The organism is Zoogloea sp. (genome assembly GCF_023150065.1).
Lineage (GTDB): Bacteria > Pseudomonadota > Gammaproteobacteria > Burkholderiales > Rhodocyclaceae > Zoogloea.
Genome location: NZ_JAKLLN010000001.1, coordinates 16242 through 30358 on the forward strand (window position 1 = coordinate 16242; position 14117 = coordinate 30358).

At 66.3% G+C, this 14117-nt stretch carries 20 protein-coding genes; all 20 read right to left on the reverse strand.

The window, feature by feature from the left end; genetic code table 11:
• Positions 1-83: 83 nt before the first annotated feature.
• The 20 genes from L6Q67_RS00050 to gspG all read right to left on the reverse strand — a co-directional run bounded on the left by L6Q67_RS00050 (position 84) and on the right by gspG (position 14109).
• Entirely contained in the window at positions 84-941 is an 858-nt protein-coding gene (locus L6Q67_RS00050) for a DnaB-like helicase C-terminal domain-containing protein (RefSeq protein WP_296563294.1), read from the reverse strand.
• Positions 938-1864: a DnaB-like helicase C-terminal domain-containing protein gene (locus L6Q67_RS00055; RefSeq protein WP_296563297.1), complete on the reverse strand. Its 927-nt coding sequence runs from the start codon at positions 1862-1864 to the stop codon at positions 938-940. Before L6Q67_RS00055 ends, L6Q67_RS00050 begins: the two co-directional genes overlap by 4 nt.
• Complete coding sequence (locus tag L6Q67_RS00060) at positions 1864-2238, reverse strand: hypothetical protein (protein WP_296563299.1); 375 nt, start codon at positions 2236-2238, stop codon at positions 1864-1866. Before L6Q67_RS00060 ends, L6Q67_RS00055 begins: the two co-directional genes overlap by 1 nt.
• Positions 2238-3092 carry a helix-turn-helix domain-containing protein gene (locus L6Q67_RS00065; RefSeq protein ID WP_296563301.1) on the reverse strand — a complete coding sequence of 285 codons (855 nt, stop codon included), beginning with the start codon at positions 3090-3092 and terminating at the stop codon, positions 2238-2240. Before L6Q67_RS00065 ends, L6Q67_RS00060 begins: the two co-directional genes overlap by 1 nt.
• Positions 3064-3360 (reverse strand): hypothetical protein, encoded by a 297-nt coding sequence (locus L6Q67_RS00070; RefSeq protein ID WP_296563303.1) that lies wholly within the window; start codon positions 3358-3360, stop codon positions 3064-3066. Before L6Q67_RS00070 ends, L6Q67_RS00065 begins: the two co-directional genes overlap by 29 nt.
• Before the next feature lie 2 nt (positions 3361-3362).
• Positions 3363-3755, reverse strand: coding sequence for a single-stranded DNA-binding protein (locus tag L6Q67_RS00075; RefSeq protein ID WP_296563307.1), 393 nt, complete (start codon positions 3753-3755; stop codon positions 3363-3365).
• An 11-nt stretch (positions 3756-3766) separates the two neighbouring features.
• Positions 3767-4012, reverse strand: a complete 246-nt coding sequence (locus L6Q67_RS00080) for a helix-turn-helix domain-containing protein (RefSeq protein ID WP_296563309.1) — start codon at positions 4010-4012, stop codon at positions 3767-3769.
• A 152-nt stretch (positions 4013-4164) separates the two neighbouring features.
• Positions 4165-5106, reverse strand: a complete 942-nt coding sequence (locus L6Q67_RS00085) for a hypothetical protein (RefSeq protein WP_296563313.1) — start codon at positions 5104-5106, stop codon at positions 4165-4167.
• Between the two features lie 69 nt (positions 5107-5175).
• On the reverse strand, positions 5176-5466 hold the full coding sequence (locus L6Q67_RS00090; RefSeq protein WP_296563314.1) for a BrnA antitoxin family protein: 291 nt from the start codon (positions 5464-5466) through the stop codon (positions 5176-5178).
• The gene (locus tag L6Q67_RS00095; protein WP_296563317.1) at positions 5456-5755 is read right to left on the reverse strand and encodes a BrnT family toxin; all 300 of its coding nucleotides are present in this window, start codon (positions 5753-5755) and stop codon (positions 5456-5458) included. Before L6Q67_RS00095 ends, L6Q67_RS00090 begins: the two co-directional genes overlap by 11 nt.
• 125 nt (positions 5756-5880) lie before the next feature.
• Positions 5881-7230: a tyrosine-type recombinase/integrase gene (locus L6Q67_RS00100; protein WP_296563320.1), complete on the reverse strand. Its 1350-nt coding sequence runs from the start codon at positions 7228-7230 to the stop codon at positions 5881-5883.
• A gap of 369 nt (positions 7231-7599) precedes the next feature.
• Positions 7600-8679: a transaldolase gene (gene tal / locus L6Q67_RS00105; protein ID WP_296563323.1), complete on the reverse strand. Its 1080-nt coding sequence runs from the start codon at positions 8677-8679 to the stop codon at positions 7600-7602.
• 81 nt (positions 8680-8760) lie between these two features.
• Complete coding sequence (gene gspN / locus L6Q67_RS00110; RefSeq protein WP_296563326.1) at positions 8761-9513, reverse strand: type II secretion system protein N; 753 nt, start codon at positions 9511-9513, stop codon at positions 8761-8763.
• 3 nt (positions 9514-9516) lie between these two features.
• On the reverse strand, positions 9517-10023 hold the full coding sequence (gene gspM, locus L6Q67_RS00115) for a type II secretion system protein GspM (RefSeq protein WP_296563328.1): 507 nt from the start codon (positions 10021-10023) through the stop codon (positions 9517-9519).
• A complete protein-coding gene (gene gspL, locus L6Q67_RS00120; RefSeq protein ID WP_296563331.1) occupies positions 10020-11237 on the reverse strand; it encodes a type II secretion system protein GspL in 1218 nt (405 codons plus the stop codon). Before gspL ends, gspM begins: the two co-directional genes overlap by 4 nt.
• Entirely contained in the window at positions 11234-12199 is a 966-nt protein-coding gene (gspK, locus tag L6Q67_RS00125; RefSeq protein WP_296563334.1) for a type II secretion system minor pseudopilin GspK, read from the reverse strand. The genes gspL and gspK overlap by 4 nt, the downstream gene beginning before the upstream one ends.
• A complete protein-coding gene (gspJ, locus tag L6Q67_RS00130; protein ID WP_296563337.1) occupies positions 12199-12792 on the reverse strand; it encodes a type II secretion system minor pseudopilin GspJ in 594 nt (197 codons plus the stop codon). Before gspJ ends, gspK begins: the two co-directional genes overlap by 1 nt.
• Positions 12789-13172, reverse strand: coding sequence for a type II secretion system minor pseudopilin GspI (gene gspI, locus L6Q67_RS00135; RefSeq protein ID WP_296563341.1), 384 nt, complete (start codon positions 13170-13172; stop codon positions 12789-12791). The genes gspJ and gspI overlap by 4 nt, the downstream gene beginning before the upstream one ends.
• Positions 13169-13666 carry a GspH/FimT family pseudopilin gene (locus L6Q67_RS00140; RefSeq protein ID WP_296563343.1) on the reverse strand — a complete coding sequence of 166 codons (498 nt, stop codon included), beginning with the start codon at positions 13664-13666 and terminating at the stop codon, positions 13169-13171. Before L6Q67_RS00140 ends, gspI begins: the two co-directional genes overlap by 4 nt.
• A 14-nt stretch (positions 13667-13680) precedes the next feature.
• Positions 13681-14109 carry a type II secretion system major pseudopilin GspG gene (gene gspG, locus L6Q67_RS00145; RefSeq protein WP_296563346.1) on the reverse strand — a complete coding sequence of 143 codons (429 nt, stop codon included), beginning with the start codon at positions 14107-14109 and terminating at the stop codon, positions 13681-13683.
• Positions 14110-14117: the final 8 nt, after the last annotated feature.

Below are 14117 nucleotides of genomic sequence, written 5' to 3' on the forward strand. Positions count from 1 at the left end.
GGTGAATTTTTTAGGGGTGGGGTGCGGCATGCCCCTATCCGTCCCCTCAAAAATCGAATGGCGGTGCCTTCTCGTCGTTCTGGTCATGCTTCAAACCCTCTCCTTCTGTCCGATTTCCTGGGTTGAGGCGATTCGGGGTAGGGACCGTCGTAGTCGGCCAGGCGCATCAAGGGGCCGTCGAAGGTCAGCAGGCATTCCCCGGTCGGGCCGTTGCGGTTCTTGCGGATCAGCAGATGGGCGAGGCCTTCCAGCTCGGGCGAATCGCGGTACTCCGATTCCCGGTGGAGCATCGCGACGATGTCCGCGTCCTGCTCGATCTCGCCGGAGTCGCGCAGGTCGGCCAGCGTTGGCTTCTTGTCCGCCCGCGCTTCGTTGCCGCGGTTGAGCTGGGCCAGGGCGATCACCGGCACCTTCAGCTCCTTGGCCAGGGCCTTCAGGCCACGGGAGATGCTGCCGACCTCCTGGGTCCGGTTGTCGCCGGTGCCGCGCATCAAGCCCAGGTAGTCGATCACCACCAGGCCCAGCCCGTGGTTACGGTGGATGCGCCGTGCCTTGGCCCGGACGTAGGCAACGCTCACCGCAGGGGTGTCGTCGATGAAGAACGGCCAAGCCATGGTGCAGCCTACTGCGCTGCTCATGCGGTCATAGTCGTCCTGGCGGCAAGCGTCGGATCGCATCGCCTGGACGGAGACACCGGAGCGCGCGGCCAGGATCCGGGCGGCGATCTCGCGGCGGGTCATTCCCAGCGTGACGAACAGCACCGGGGTGCCGGCCGCCGCTGCGTGGGTCGCGACGTTGCAGGCGAAGATGGTTTTCCCCATCGCGGGGCGGGCGCCGACGATCACCAGTTGCCCCGGCTCCAGGCCGCCGGTCATCTCGTCGAAGCGCCGGAAGCCTGTCGGGCAGCCGGCAGACCTTTGCGGATCAGCTGGGGCCCTCATGCCCAGAACCCCTGGGTCATCATGTCGGCAGGAATTGATGCGGGGGAGTCGATGTACTGCATGGAGTCCTTGTCGAACCAGAAGGCCACCTTCCCCTCAAACTCGCCGTTTCGCTGCTTGTCGATGACCATGATCGCGTCGGCTTGTTGAGCTTCGACAGGCTCGCCAGCCTGTACGGCAGCCTCCTTGGCCTTGTTCCGCCACCAGGTCACCACGTTGTCCACCTGGTCGGTGATCGATCCGGATCCCTTCACGTCCATCTTCCCCGGAGTCTGCGTCTCGTCACGTCCCTTGCGGCTGTGGGCCACCAGGTGGATGTGCATGCCTGTGTCCCTGGCGATGGTGCAGAGCGTGTCGATGAACAGCTTCTGGCCGGTGTAGTCGTCCTCGGCCAAGCCGCACTTCATGAGGCTGTCCAGGATGAAATGCCGAACCTTCAGCTTCTCCGCGGCGTAGCGCATGACGGCCAGGATCCGCTCTCCGGTCACCTGCCCCTGCTGGTCGTAGAGCCAAAGCCAATCGGACCAGATGGCGTGAAGGTCGAGAACGTCCGACCGATCAGGATGGCGGGCGCCGACCGTTTGCCGGGTCATGCGGGCGAGGGTGACGACAGGTCGCATCTCGAGGCTCGCGATGCAGACCTGCTCCCGTTGGCACACGAATCCGGATGCGGCCTGTCCGAGGGCCAGGCTCTTGCCGTGGCCGTTGATGCCGCTCCAGAGGGTGACCTCACCGGAGCGAAACCGGATCAAGTCGCGGGTCTTGCGCCACGGCAGCTTGGATCCGGTGAGCTGGGTGCCGTGCTCGAGGTAGTCGGCCACCTCGTCGGCAAACGCACCGGCGGGAATGAGCTTGTGGGCGGCTTCGGTGCGCGCCATGTAGGCGGAAAAGTCGATGTTGTCGTGAATGATGTTGGCGGGCATCAGAGGGCTTCCTCAAGTTCGAATGATCTCCAGTCGTCGGCCTGTCCGCGGTCCCAGAACATCCCGACGTGCTCGGGCAGCCAGGCGAGGACATACACGTTCAGGCTCCTGGCGAATTCCTTCAGGCGCTTGCAGAGGCGCAGCAGCTGGTCGCTGTAGCGGTCGGCCTGGACGCAGACCGAGAGGCCCACCAGTGCGCGCAGATCAAGCCGCGCTACCGGCGCCGTCTCGGCAATGACCACTTCCACGCTCACACCGGACCAGTGCCACCAGGGGGTTTGCTCGTAGTTGCCGAACAGCACCCACACATCCCCTGGGGGGAGTTGCCCAGCGAGGCGCATCTCGACAAGCGGCTTCAGTGCGTTCAGCAGCATCAGATGCACCCTCGGAACGGATCCGGTGTGCTCGGCGCGGGGCTGCGTGGGATGGCGGCGTTGTTGCGCTCGGCTTCCCGGCGGACCCAGTTGCGCCAGGTCGCCAACCAGTCGGCCTTGACTGCGTCCTTGCCGACTTTCGCTCGCCAGTAGTCGCCGAACGTCTCCCCAACCTTCCGGACTTGATCTCCTGACCATCGGGGGACTTCAGCCAGAGCCCATTCACCCCAGGCTCTTGGAAGTTGCCAATCGGCAGGCAGTCGCGTTCCCTTCGTTGGGGGATGCTTCTCACCGCGGGGGGCATCGGCCGTCCTGCTGCTGACAGGGACCACGTCCACTACTCTGGTCTGTTCACTGGTCTGTTCTTTGCCCCTAGCCTGTTGGGCTACGGTAGAAGTAGCCGAATCGGCTACCGTTGCCTGTTGGGCTACCGTAGCCGATTCGGCTACACGCATGCCCCTAGCCTGATCGGCTACCGTTGCCTGATCGGCTACGGTAGCCCGTTGGGCAACGGTTGCCTGTTGGGCTACCGTTGCCGAATAGGCTAGGGTTTCGGGCACATGGATGGTGTAGCGGTTGGCCTTGGAGAAGCCGCCTTTCCCCACTTTGGTGAGCCAGCCAAGATGCTCGAGCGCGGTAGTGGCAGAGCTCACGTTGGTGATGTGCACACCCGACCGCTTCGAAATCTCGTCGCGCGAAGGGAAGCACTGGCGATCAGGCCCGCAGAAGGACAGCAACGAGCCCAACACCCGAAGCTGTTCAAGCGTCAGCCGTTTGTCGGCCCACACCTCGATCGGCACAATGCTGAAAATGTCGCCCACCGTGTCACCGCCCCCACGGTCGGCGCCGTGCATCGGTTGCATCTGCGCACAGCTCCATCACCCGATCCAGCGCTTCGGGCGTCAGGTCATGGAGGAAGGCGAAGCAGCGGCCGCCGCGCCCCCAGTAGATCGCCGGACTCTCGAGGGCCAGGCTGAAGCCGAACGGGCCGCGGATCGCGTAGAAATGGACCGGCCAGTGAAACTGCAGGCGGAGGGTGGGCGCGTCATCGTCGAGTCCGCGAGGGTGGCCAGCGGGGTGATCCGCTCGATGACGAGCGGGAAAAGGATAGGAGCGCTCCATGCTCAAGCCTCCGTCCAGTTCAGATCACCGGATCCGGGCAGATCGTCGAAGGCATCCCCACCTGTGGGGCTCTCCGGGTCTGCCTTGCGCTTGCGCGGACGTGGTGTGGTGCTGGCCACCTCGTCGGCCTGCAGATCGAGGGAGGGGCGGGTGGTGCCATCCTTCGCCTGCCAGGTGCCGACCTTGAGAGCGCCCGCCAGGCTCACCGAGGCGCCAGCCTTGAGCTGCAGGAGTCGGGCTACGGCTTCATCCTGGAAGGCGATGACGGAGCAGAACACTCGGCCTTCGTCGCCCTGGGGGACCGAGACGCGGGCGAGGGCATAGGGGCGGCCGCTTTTGCTGGTTCGTTCGATGGGGTTGGCGACCAGATCGCCGAAAAGAAGGACTCGGATCATGCCGCCCCCCTTCAGGCAGTAGCGCCTGATTCGCGGGTACGGCGCTCCATCCAGGCCTCGAGGTCTGCGCGGCGATAGCGTACCTTGCGGCCGATCTTCAGAAAGGGGAGGTTGTAGCGGCCTGTGCTGCGCCAAACAGAGAGGGTGCCGGGCGAAACGTCGAGAAGCGCGGCTGCTGCGATATCGTCCAACAGATCGGGGTTGGACGTAATGGCTGCTCGCGTGGGTCGGGCCAGGGCGTTGGTTTGAGCTTGCATCGTTCGCATCCGTGTAGTCCCGCTGTGGTGCGGTATGGGTGCGAACTTTTCATTAATCGAAGACTGATTGATACGACGTCAGGCCGCTAGGCGTACTACGTTTGGCGGCCTGACGTACTACGTTTAGCAGCTAGGCGTACTACGTATGGCCGCTAACCGGTGCTCCTATTCGCCTCTCGGAACCATTCAGTAATGGTCCTCAAGGCGTTGTCCTCTTTGAGGCTAAACCCCAGTTTCTTGCCGTGGGCCATGATCTCCTCCTTGAGTGCTCTGGCGGCCACAGGGGGGGAGATCCACTCCTTTTCCCGATAGAGCTGAGTAGCCCATTCTCGAAGCGCCAGTTTGGGAGCATGGGCAGCCATGGCGCCCTTCTTTCCGTTGGAGGAAAGAACTTGGGATAGATGAGATGCCCCTCGTTCTTCGACTTCCTTTCGAAGTCGGCGGCGCTCTTCGGAAAGCTCCGCGACTTTGGCTTTATGGGCCGCGAGCATCGACTCTTGGCCGATCATCCGAACCTTCAGCCAGTTGTAAGTGCGAACTTGTTCCGCAGTGCAGATTGCTTCCGTCGCATTCAAGACTGCTTTCGCCACGGCTTCAAGGCAGTACCCGTGTTGCTGGTCTCCGTGCGACACGGAGGCTCTGTGCAGTCGAATAGCTTCATCAATGTGGACAAGGCCAAGGGCAGCGAATAGCTCATACTGACGTTCGGCTTGGAATTCTGGGTCGGAGTAGAGGTCCGCACAGGCCATCAGGGCTTCAAGCTCGCTAGTGTTGGTGGGGTTTGGGCAATCTATATGGTCCAGGCGAATCAACGCGCGTGCCTCGGGATCATCAAGGCCGTTCCGCGCGAGCCAATATTGGAACTCATCGTGAAAATAGCAGTTGATGGCTGCGTCCACGGCTTCGACGAGGATCTCGATCTGAATAGGTTCGCGATACTTCAAGAGCGCGTGGGCGCGGTTTGCTACAAGTATTAGCCCCAGAATGTCGTCATTGGGGGAAATGGTCGTGTGGGGGTTGGACGGATCGAAGAAATGGAAGGTCGATTTCAGCGCGATGTAGCGCCCGAAGTATTCATACGATAGCGGTGTCATCGCGGGGACTCGGTCAAGTTGCAATCCGGGCCTCTGGCGCCCGGCCCTTCTCTTGCTGGGTCAGGCGGCTCAGACGGCCGAATGCTCTTTCAGCCATTCACGCAGCGCGTCATTCATCCGGGTTTGCCACCCAGCTCCGCCAGCCCGGAAGGCGGCGAGAACATCGCGATCAATCCGAATGGCGACCTGTTCCTTAGAGCCAGTTCCAGCCGGCCGGCCGCGGCCTCGGCGGGCGGCTTCAACACCGGCGCGCAGTTCATCCTCAGTGGCCGGCCGGTCGTCTTCATCCTTACCGTCCCAGACATAATCCTGATCGTCCGTCAGGGCGCGTACAGCGGACAGCACCTGATCACGGTTCATCGCATTCGTTTTCGAGCCAGGCATCGTACACCTCACGTTCTGGGCCGCTTGCGCGGCGAAAGCTGATAACTCGCGTGGTTTGGTCACGCTCGACATGAACCACCGTCAAAACGGCCAAGAAGCCCATCGCGTAGGACAACGATTGAACCCGGAGCTCACCGCCCCGCATTACGGGAATGTCCAATCGAAAACGCGATTCCAGCACCTCACCCGCATCAAAAAAATCCAATCCGTGCTTCGCAAGGTTGCTTTGGCGCTTTGCCTCATCCCACGTATAGGGTGGTTTCATTGATTTACTGTAGATGCGTTATTTCGACGGGTCAAGAATATTTGTCGATGCAACAATTAGGCTCCAGCAGCCAGCAGGCCGGGTGCCCACCCCTCGCCCGGCTACTTGATGCTGTGTCAAGGCGGTCAGGCTGCGCCTCGCTTCGTCGGCAGCGGCAGCACGGTCGCCCCTTCCTTCAGGCCGGCGGCCTCGAGCATTGCCGCGGTGGCGGTGTTCACCGACTGGCGAACCGGATCAAGGTCGAGGCGCGCATAGATGGCGGTGGCCTGGTGGGTCTTGTGGTTCAGGCTCTTGCCGATGATCGCCAGCGAGGCACCGGTCTTCGCCTGCCAGCTCCCCAAGGTGCGGCGCAGGTCGTGAATGCGCAGGTCGGTCATCGCGAAGTCGGCGGGATTGATCTGGGCGTTGATGGCTTCGGCGTGATACCGCTCCTCGGCGTGGGATAGCCCCTGCTCCAGCAGGGTATCGGCCTCCTGGCGGGCAGCGTCATCCAGCTTCAGGGCCTCCAGCAGGCTGAGCAGGCTGGCCGTGCGCAGGATCGTCGACCATGCCCTTTTCGGCTCTACCAGGTGGCCGGTCTTCCCGGTGCCGGGGAAAACGAAGGGAGAGGTGTCTGCGCGGCCCTGCCGGGCTTTCAGCACCATGACGGCTTCGGGTGACAGCGGGACGTTCTGCGGCGTGCCGTTCTTGGTGTTGCCGATGCGCCAAACGGCACCGGGCAAGTCGAGATCACGCCAGGCCATCGCCTGCACATTGGCGCGGCGGGCGCCGGTCAGGAGGGACAGGAGGAAGTAATCGGATTGGCCGGATCTCGCAACGGCATCGAGCAGGTGGGGCAGCTCATGGCCCTGTGCGAAGCGGTCCCGGTCAGTCGCGGGGTTCTTCTGAACACGGCTGGCGGGGTTCTGCCCAGAGAAGACTTCCTGGTCGATCATGTAGGTGAAGACCGACGACACGACGGCTATTGCCCGGTCTGCCTGTGCCGCGCTCTTGGCGGTAGTCTTCTTGTGGATCGCTTTCAGGTCGGTCCGCTGGATCTGGGACAGCTTCTTGCCCGCAACGGGGGAGAGATACAGCCGGAACACGTCGTGGTAGTCCCGCTTCGTGCGCTCCCCCAGGGGAGAGCCGTCGCGCTTCCGCTTGCCGGCCAGGAAGTCCTCGAAGGCTTCGGCAAAGGTGGGCTCGCCGCGAACTGCACGCCGGGCTTCGGCCGGATTGGCTCCACTGGCAAATTCCCCGAGGATCTTCTGAGCCTCGTTGCGGGCTTGCTCCACCGTCATGTCAGGGAAACTGCCCAGCTTCACCCACGCCATGGACGCGCCAGACCGCTTCACGACATAGAAGGTCCGAGCGCCTGCGTGCGTGACGCGGATCGCAAGCTTCGGGATTTCGGTGTCGTAGATCGTCACACGCTTGCCGGCCTCCGGGGCCTTCATGGCAAGCAGCGTTGTTTTTGAGAACTTGAGATTCGCCATTCACTCACCTTGAATATGTCGGGCTAGCGCCGGGCTAGCATGGGCTATCAGATTTGGGCTATTCCCATGCTAGCCCGTTAAGGTGAGTATAGGACGAAACCCTTTGTTTGTGCGGGTTTGTTAAGGTTGGGGCATCTAAGTTAAGGTATGGGCCCTCTAATTCGTAATGCGAAGGTCACCAGTTCGATTCCGGTCAGCGGCACCAACACAAAATAAATCAGCCTGTTACGCGAAAGCGTCGCAGGCTGTTTTATTTTGTGCTTTCCCCGGACACACATCCGTCTGATGCCGGGTCAGCCCGCATGTCGCAGGGCGGAGCGTTTCGGCAGCCCGGGGGAGGGCTGCCGGGGGGGGGGGGGGGGTAGACGATCAGGCCGTCAGTTCGAGCAGCTTGCCGAAGGCCGTGGCGAATTGGGCGAGGCCTTCCTGCTGGAGGCGTTCGCCGAGGACGTTGAGGTCGATGCCCAGGGCGCCTAGGGCGACGATGTGGGTGCCGGCTGCATCGATGTCGCCGGTCACGGTGTTGCCGCTTACCACGCCGTGGTCCAGGAAGGCGGCGAGGGTGGCGTCGGGCAGGGTGTTGACGGTTTCCGCGCCGATCAGGGGTTCGACGTACATCAGGTCGGGGTAGGCCGGGTTCTTAGTGCCGGTGCTGGCCCACAGCATGCTCTGGGGGCGTGCGCCGCGGGCGGCGAGGGCGACAAAGCCTGCGCCGTGGAAGCGGGCCAGGTAGCGCTGGTAGGCCTGGCGGGCGATGGCCACGCCGGTCTTGCCGCGCAGGGCCAGGGCGGCATCGCTGCCGTTTTCTTCGAGCAGCTTGTCTACTAGGGTCTCCCAGCGGGACAGGAACACGCTGGCCACGGAGCGTACCTTGCTCACATCACCGCCCCTGGCGGCCAGGGCTTCCAGGCCGCGCTGGTAGGCGCCGGCTACGGCATCCACGTGGGCGAGGGAGAACATCAGGGTGACGTTGAGGCTGAGCCCTTCGCCGGTCAGGGTTTCGATGGCCCGGATGCCGGCAGCGGTGGCGGGGATCTTCACCAGCAGGTTGTCCCGGGCCACGGCATCACGCAGGCGGCGGGCAGCGGCGACGGTGCCGGCTTCGTCGTCGGCGAGGGCCGGCGAGACTTCCAGGCTGACGTAGCCGGCGTCGCCCTGGCTGGCGTCGAAGACCGGGCGGATGGTGTCGCAGGCGCGCTGGACGTCTTCAATCACCAGGCGCTCGTAGCGCTGCTCGGCGCTCAGGTTCTCGCCGCGCATGGCGTCCAGGGCCGGGCGGTAGTCCTGCCCCTCGGCGATGGCCTTGTGGAAGATCGCCGGGTTGGTGGTCACGCCGGCCACGCCTTGCTCGATATGCCGGGCAAGGTGACCTTCATTGATCAGGGAGCGGGAGAGGTTGTCGAGCCAGATTTGCTGGCCGGCAGCGCGAGCGGCTTGGATCGGATTCATGGACGAAGAACCTGGATGCGATGAGATGTGGAATGAACCTGACATTCTGGCGGAATCGGCAGGGGGATGAAAGGAAGTTTGTCAGGGGGGCGGCCAGTGGATCTCGAACTGCCCTGGCTGGCCGGTTGGTCGCGCTGCGCCACCGGCGATGGCCGGCAGGCGGTTGAGGAACTCCGGTTCTCCCTTGAGGCTTCCCGTGAAGCTGGGGGTGCGCCCGGGGGCGGCCTCGCCGCTGCCCTTGGCGATCACGTCGCCGGCAAGGGTGTCGAGGGTGTAGTGGAAGCGTCCGTCCCGGGCGGTGAGCCGGATCTCGTAGTCGCCGAATCGGCGCCCCGGGAACAATGCGGCGCGGGCACCGCGCCAGAGCAGGCGGGCTTCGCCACTGCAGGTACCCGATAGGGCGCAGCGCCAGGTCGGTGCCTCGATGCTGAGATCGCCCTGCCACCCCGCCCGGGCAACCGGGTGGGGAATCGGCATGAGGGCGGCGTCGGCGGGAGCGTGGAGGTTCAGCCCCGTCACCTCCAGCCCTGCGGGGCCGGCCTCGACGCGTCCGATCGGGGTGCCGCTGCTCGAAAAGCTCCATGCCGCGGCAAGCCGAATGAGCGCACCGGTGTCGAACTCCCAGGCCAGGGGCAGCCAGGGCGACAGGCTGCGGCCACTGGCGTCGCGGCTGGCAAGGATGCCGTGGCCACGCCACAGGGTGCCTTCGGCCTTCTGCAGGCGCAGGCCTTCGCCGGTGAAATGGGCCAGCAGGCCATCCACCAGGCTGGCCGGAGCCTTGGCCACCAGAAACCCTAGGCCCAGCGCCAGCACGATCAGCAGCTTCTTCAACATCGCTCAGGGGGTTGCCGGGCTGGCCAGCACGGCGTCGACGCTGGCAAGGCTGCCCTGGCGCTGGATCTCCATGCGCAGCACCCGCAGGCCCTGATCTTTCTGCAGGGCGGCGAGCCAGGCGATCAGCTCGTTGAAGCCGGCCTGCCCCTTGATGTGCAGGCCTTCGCCGCCCCCCTGCACGCCGATCTCCAGGCCGCGGCTCTTGGCCGATGCCTGGACGGCCGCGAGCAGGGCGGGGCCGTCCGGCCGGGTGGCTTGCGTTGCGGCGCGCAGGCGGCTGATCTCCGTGGCGGCTTCCTGCACCTGGTTCAGGCTGGCTTCGGCGCGGGGCAGCCGGCGGGCCAGGCGTTGTCCCTCGGCGCGGCTCCAGTCGAGCAGACTGACTGCTGCGCCGATCGCCACGACGGTGGCGGCGATCAGGACCAGGCGCTGTTCCCGGGGGCTGATGGCCTGCCAGCGTTGTGCAAGCTGGGCAATGGGGCCGGCTGCGGCGGTCTTGATGTCCTTCATTGCAGGTTCTCCTGGCGCAGCAGCAGATGTGTGGCATTGCCTTCCTGGCGCAGGTTGGCAAGCAGGCCGCGGCTGCTCAGCAGGCCGACCAGGGCTTCGGCGCGGGCAGCGGCGGGGCCGCTCAGGGTCAGGTCGAGGCGGCCTTCCTCGAAGCGCAGGGCGGCGATGCCATCGGTGGCGTCGGTGCCCAGGGCTTCGGCTGCCTGGGCCAGCAGGCTCAGGGCGTCGTCATCGCGCAGCTGGCCATGGCGTGCCCGCTCGGCGTTGAGCTGCTGGCGCATCTGGGCGGCGGGGGCGACCACCGGTGAGTTGGGGAAGGCACTGCGATAGACCCGTTCGATGCGCGACTCGAAGCCGCCCAGCACATGCCGCTGCCACAGCACCTCACCCACATTGGTGGCCAGCCAGAGGCCCAGCGCAGCGGTGCCGAGCAGGGCCGGAGCACGCAGCCGGGCCATCCAGGCCGCGCCACGGTCGCCACTGGCGAACTCGCCATGCAGCAGGTTGGCAGCCTGGCGCTCGTTTCCCTGCCACCACAGGTAGGGCGCGGCAGGGTGCAGCGTGAGGCCGCTTTCTGCCTCGGCGGCGGGGATGTCGAAAGCGGGGCTGCCCGGCGCCGGGTGCACGTCGACCCGGGCCGGGGCTGCATTGGCTGCCCGGGCGCTGGCGGCCTGGGCGGACAGCAGCGGAACCAGGATGTCCCGGTCGAGGGCCAGTGCGGTGCTCGTGCTGGTGCGCAGGATGGCCCCTTCGGCGGACAGGCTGAGGTGCCAGCCGGCCTCGTCGGCGGGGGCCGTCTGCAGTTGGGCCACCACCCGGCGCGGCACCCGGCCGATGGCGGCGAACTGGGCCATCAGGCTACGCAGGCGCTCCCGGGCGATGACCAGCACCCCAGCCAGGTCGCGCTCACCGTCGTTGGCCGGGCGGCGGTGGCTGAGGGTCAGGTGCTGGGTGTCCGGGTCTTTCAGCAGCCGGTCTTCGAGGGCGTAGCTCAACAGGCGCGGCAGGTCGCGGCGGGCGCCGCGGGGCAGCGGCACATCCAGCCAAAGGCACTGGGCGCCGGTCAGCACCACGCTGCATTCGTCGGCAGCCGGCCAGTGGCGGGGGGCGGAATGCCCTTCGGAGAGGGGCTGGCCGTCGGGCCCGAGGAGCGCCCAGGCGCATTCGGGGCGGGTCGGCCAATGTTCGTCGATGGCAAGGAGGAGGCGGGTCATAGCAGTTTCTGCCAAACGATGGTGGACCATTTCTGGCCCGTGGGGCGATACAGGAGGACTTCCATGCGCACCATGGAGACGCCGAAGCGGGCGCGTCCGGTGGCCAGGAAGTGATGGCTTTGGATGTCCAGGCCGGTGGTGTTGGCGGGGAGATTTCGGTTCTCGAGCCAGGCGTCGACGCTGGCCACGCTGGTGAACCAGGCCCGGCTGCGTTCGACGGCCATGATGCGGGCGGTGTCCAGGGGCAGCTCGGCGATGGCGGCGGCCAGCACTTCCGGCGCTGCCGTATTCACATTGATCAGGCTGTCGCTGCCCGGCAGGGCGGCCACGAAGGGGCTCAGGCGGGCCACCAGGGCGGGGCTGAAACCGCGCACCTGGGTGAGTTCGCCAACGCTGGCCAGGGGGCCGTTGGCCGGGCTGCGGGGGGGCTGCTGGGTGCCGTACCAGGACGATTCGGCGCCACCGGGCAGGGTCGGGTTGTCATCCCGGTCGAGCCAGTCGATCAGGGCGTTGGTGAGATCCAGAGCTTCCGATTTGCCCACCCCGACCAGCTCCAGCAGGCGCAAAAACTGCTCCCGCTCCAGGGGATTCTGACCGTCGATCCGGACCAGCTTGTTGAGGTTGATGCGGCCGGACAGATCCTGCAGCTCGCCGCTGACTTCGCCTTCTTCCACCGGCGTCGGCGGCACCTTGACGGCCCAGGCCTCGCCCAGGTGATCCACGTTGCTGCGGCCGGCATCCTCGGCCAGCACGTTGCGCGCCCAGTCCACGGCGCCGCGGGCCAGCTGGCGGGCCTGGGCCTGGTCGTGGCGGCCGATCACCTGATCCATGGCCACACCCAGGTCACCGACGGCGGCGGCGGCGATGCCGGCAACGAGGGCCACGGTAAGGAGGGCAAGGATCACCGCGGCGCCCCGTTGGGGGCCGGCTGGCGCTTGGGTGCGGGGGTGGAGAGCGGCCATCAGCGCAGGGCGATCAGCCGCGTGAGGGTGCCCACGTCGGCCAGATCGAGTTCGAGGATGATGGCGTCCGGCAGCAGGCTGCGGCGGTCGGCGGGAGGCCAGGCGTCGGTGCGCACGTTGTCGAGCAGGAAGCGCCAGCGTACGCCGCGCACCCCGTCGAGCAGGGGATCGACGCTGGGCTGGCCGAGGGCTTCGCGGCCGCTCCAGCGCAGCCATTCGAGGCGCCCGTCCACCAGCCGGAAGCCGACCCGGCGCACGCCGCGGGTATCGTCCAGGCGCAGGAACTGTAGCTCTGGCTCGCCACTGGCACTGCGACCAAGGACCAGGCCCGGTGCGGCCAGGCTGGTGCCTTCGGTGGGCAGGCTGCTGCCTGATGCCGCGGGTGACACGAGCTGCTGCAGATCGGTGTCGATGCGCTGCATGCTGCGCCCGATCGCCCGCCAGCGCTCGAAGCCCGCTTCCAGGTGAGTGCGGCTGGTGGCCACCTCGGCAAGCCCGCGGTAGGACAGCACGCCGAGCACCGCGAAGATGGCCAGGGCCACCATCAGCTCGATCAGGGTCAGGCCGCGCTGGGCGGGCGGTAAGCGCTTCATCGCAGGGGGCGGGCCACGTAGCCGGTGAGCCGGGCGATGGCATGGGTGTCGGATTCGGGGGCGAAGACGCTCACGTCCACCCGGCGGAACAGGGGGTTGGCGGTGTTCTTGACCTCTTCGCGCCAGCGGTAGGTTCGCCCGGCCTGGTCGGCGGTGCCCTCGTTGGTGCCGGCGCCGGGCCAGGCGCCGGTGGCGCGCAGCTCGGCCAGCCGGTTCTCGGCCACCCAGTCGCCGATCAGACGCTCGCGCAGTTCGGCGGCGCTCTGGGCGGTGACGCCCATGGCCCGGAAGGCGGCGGTCAGGGCGATGGCCAGGATGGCCAGGGCAACAAGGGTCTCCAGCAGGGTGAAGCCGCGGGCGCGGGCGGGCTGCCGCCTCATGAGGCCGTGCGGCCCGGCATCTGCAGCCGCACCTCGCCGTTGGCCCTGCCGGTCAGGCGGGCTTCGCCGCCGGGGGTGGTGACACGTAATTCGTACTCCGGTGCCTGGGTGCCGAACTGCAGGCGGGTGGCGCTGGTCTCGCCGCCCCCTTCCAGGCGCAGACCGCCCCAGCCCATGCCGGCGGGCAGGGCCTTCTCGGTGAACACCGGTGGGTCGTTGAGGGGGCGCCAGTTGTCGTCGGGGTCGAGGGCCGAGAAACGGTAGCCGTCGGAGAGCAGCTCCACGGCGATGGGCCGGCCACGCACGATGGCCCGGTCGGCGGTGGCTTCCAGCACCAGGCGCAGGCGTTTGAGGGCCTGGTCGGCGTCGCGGCCGCGCAGGCTGTCCAGACCCACGCTGAGCCCGGTGGCCATGATGCCCATGATCACCAGCACGACCATCACCTCGATGAGGGTGAAGCCGGTGCTGTGCCGCCGTCGGGGCGCGGTGTTCATGGGCCGGAAAGGCACTACAGGCTCCAGGAGCCGATATCGGCGTCGAAGCCTTCGCCGCCGGTCACGCCGTCGGCGCCGAAGCTCATCACATCCACCTCGCCCTTGAGGCCGGGCATGACGTACTGGTAGGGCTTGCCCCAGGGGTCGAGGGGCAGCTTGTCCAGGTAGGACTTCCAGTTCTCGGGCACCGGGGCGGTGGTCGGCTTGGTGACGAGCGCCTGCAGGCCCTGCTCGGCGCTGGGGTAGCGGCGGTTGTCGAGCTTGTAGAGCTTGAGGGCCTGCATGACGGCCGAGATGTCCTGGCGGGCGGCGACCACCCGGGCCTCGTCCGGGCGGCTCATCACCTTGGGCACCACCAGGGCGGCGAGCACGCCGAGGATGACGATGACCACCATCACTTCGATCAGGGTGAAGCCGCGGTTGCGGCGCAGGGTTTTGAGCATCGTGGTTT